Origin of the sequence: Streptomyces sp. FH025 (assembly GCF_017427025.1) — a bacterium.
GTDB lineage: Bacteria > Actinomycetota > Actinomycetes > Streptomycetales > Streptomycetaceae > Kitasatospora.
On record NZ_JAFLNG010000858.1, the window covers coordinates 1 to 2,841 of the forward strand.

The following is a 2,841-nucleotide window of genomic DNA, read 5'->3' on the forward strand; positions in this document are numbered from 1 at the left end:
GCCGCGGCCGGTGCGCTCGGGGCGCAGCCAGATCAGTTCGGGGGCTTCGGGGGGCACCGGCCTGCCCGGGTGTTCGGGCTTGCCCGGCTGTTCAGGCCTGCCCGGCTGTTCCGGGTTGTCGGAACCGGTGTCGGAGCCGGTGGGGGGCTTGCTGGACGGCACTGGAAGATCACCTCGCTCACCCATCTTAGATACGTACGGCGTACGTAGTACGATGACGCCCAAGCGCGCTTCTACGTACGCCGTACCTAGATAAGGCCTAGAGAAGGGCAGAGCCATGTCCGACACCGCCCGGCCCGCCATCGAGATGGCGGGCGTGCACAAACGCTTCGGCTCCACCGAGGCCCTGCGCGGCCTCGACCTCACCGTCCCGGCCGGCACCGTCTGCGGCCTCCTCGGCCCCAACGGCGCCGGCAAGACCACCGCCGTACGCGTGCTCGCCACGCTCGTCGCCCCCGACCGGGGCACCGTCCGGGTCGCCGGGCACGACGCCGTCCGCGACGCCGAGGAGGTCCGGCGGGCGATCGGCCTGGCCGGGCAGCACGCCGCCCTCGACGAGGGCATCACCGGCCGCGACAACCTCCACCTCTTCGGCCGGCTGCACCGCCTCGGCGCCCGCCGGGCCCGGGAACGCGCCGACGAACTGCTCACCCGCTTCGGGCTCGCCGAGGCCGGCGACCGGCTCGTCCGCACCTACTCCGGCGGCATGCGCCGGCGCCTCGACCTGATCGCCAGCCTGGTCACCAGCCCGCCGGTGCTCTTCCTGGACGAGCCCACCACCGGGCTCGACCCGCGCAGCCGCCAGGAGATCTGGGACACCGTCAAGGAGTTGGCCGACGGAGGCGCCACCGTGCTGCTCACCACCCAGTACCTGGAGGAGGCCGACCGGCTCGCCGACGACATCGTGGTCGTCGACCACGGCGCCGCCATCGCCACCGGCCCGCCGACCCGGCTCAAGGCGGCGATCGGCAGCGAGGTGTCCGTCACCCTCGCCGATCCGGCACAACTCGCCGCCACCGCCGTCGTGTTGTCCTCGCTCTCGGGCAACGACGCGCGGATCGACCTCGCCGAGCGGACCGTCACGGTGCTGACGGCACCCGGGGTGTCCGTCCTCCTGCCCTCACTGGTGCGGGAGTTGGACGGCGGCGGGATCGTCGCCGAGGACGTCGCGGTGCGGCGGCCCTCGCTGGACGACGTGTTCCTCGCGCTCACCGGGGAGAGCGCTGCCCAGGAGACCGTTGACGCGGGGAGGGCCGCCTGATGGCCGCCGCCGCGCCCACCGCCGCCGCGCCCACCGCCGTCCGCCCGTCCGCCGGGGCCCGACTGGCCTCCGACACCTGGACCTCGACGCTCCGCGTCCTGCTCAACTACCGTCACTCGCCAGGCCTGTTGGCCGCCTCGCTGGGCGTGCCCGTGGTCATGGTGGTGGTCTTCGGGTACGTCTTCGGCAGCGCCATGCGGGTGCCGGGCGGCGGGGACTACCGCGAGTTCCTGATGCCCGGACTGTTCGCCATGGTCGCCACCAACGGCATCATGCCCACCATGGTCGGCGCCGCCCGGGACGTCGGGCGCGGGGTCACCGACCGGCTGCGCTCGATGCCGGTCTCCCGCACCGGTCTGCTGCTCGGCCAGACCCTCGCCGACCTGCTGGTCAGCGTGGTCGTCCTGGCACTGCTGGCCCTGGTCGGGCTGGCCGCCGGGTGGCGCGCCCGGCACGGACTCGCCGACGCACTGGGGGCGTTCGCGTTGCTGCTGCTCTTCCGGTTCGTGATGACCTGGGCGGGCACGCTGCTCGGCCTGGCCGTCGGCAAGGAGGAGGCGGCCGGCCAACTCTCCGTCGTCGTGTTCCCGTTGGCGATGGTGACCAACGCCTACGTGCCCACCGGCGGTATGCCCGGCTGGTTGCGGGTGGTCGCCGACTGGAACCCGATCAGCTCCGTCGTCGAGGCGGCCCGCGAGCTCTTCGGCAACCCGGCCGCGCCCGGCTCGGCCTGGCCGATGCAGCACGCCGTGACGGCCGCGCTGCTCTGGAGCGCCGTTCTGCTCGCGGTCTGCGGGCCCCTGGCCGTACGGAAGTTCGCCACGCACGGGCGGTGATCGGCGCGAGTCGCCGAATGTGCTGGACACCGGGGCCGGCCGCGGCAGAGGGTGGGCGCCATGGAGTACACCCACCTCGGCCGCACCGGCCTGACCGTCTCCCGCCTCTGCCTCGGCACCATGAACTTCGGCCCCCACACCGAGGAAGCCGAAGCCCACCGCCTCATGGACACCGCCCACGAGCACGGCATCAACTTCTTCGACACCTCCAACACCTACGGCCGCGACAGCGAGGGCAACTTCAAGGGCCGTACCGAGGAGATCATCGGCCGCTGGTTCGCCCGGGGCGGCGGCCGCCGCGAGCGCACCGTGCTCGCCACCAAGGTCTACGGGCCCATGGGCGACTGGCCCAACGAGGGCAAGCTGTCCGCGTTCGCCATCCGCAAGGCCGTCGAGGCCAGCCTGCGGCGGCTCCAGACCGACCACATCGACCTCTACCAGATGCACCACATCGACCGGGCCACGCCCTGGGAGGAGATCTGGCAGGCGATGGAGGTGCTGGTCGCCCAGGGCAAGATCATCTACGTCGGCTCCAGCAACTTCGCCGGCTGGCACCTCGCCCAGGCCCAGGAGGCCGCCCGCTCCCGCCACTTCCTCGGCCTGGTCAGCGAGCAGTCGCTCTACAACCTGCTCGACCGCGCCATCGAGCTGGAGGTCATTCCCGCCCTCCAGCACTACGGCCTCGGCCTGCTGCCGTGGTCCCCGCTGCGCAGCGGACTGCTCGGCGGCGTCCTGCGCAAGGAG

3 protein-coding genes are annotated in these 2,841 nt (G+C 72.7%); all 3 read left to right on the plus strand.

What is annotated here, in order from left to right; genetic code table 11:
- Positions 1–277 precede the first annotated feature (277 nt).
- Positions 278–1,261 carry an ATP-binding cassette domain-containing protein gene (locus J0670_RS34840; RefSeq protein ID WP_207816473.1) on the plus strand — a complete coding sequence of 328 codons (984 nt, stop codon included), beginning with the start codon at positions 278–280 and terminating at the stop codon, positions 1,259–1,261.
- On the plus strand, positions 1,261–2,097 hold the full coding sequence (locus J0670_RS34845; protein ID WP_207816474.1) for an ABC transporter permease: 837 nt from the start codon (positions 1,261–1,263) through the stop codon (positions 2,095–2,097). Before J0670_RS34840 ends, J0670_RS34845 begins: the two co-directional genes overlap by 1 nt.
- A gap of 60 nt (positions 2,098–2,157) precedes the next feature.
- Positions 2,158–2,841 (plus strand): aldo/keto reductase (locus J0670_RS34850; RefSeq protein WP_207816480.1); only part of this gene is annotated, 684 nt, incomplete at its 3' end.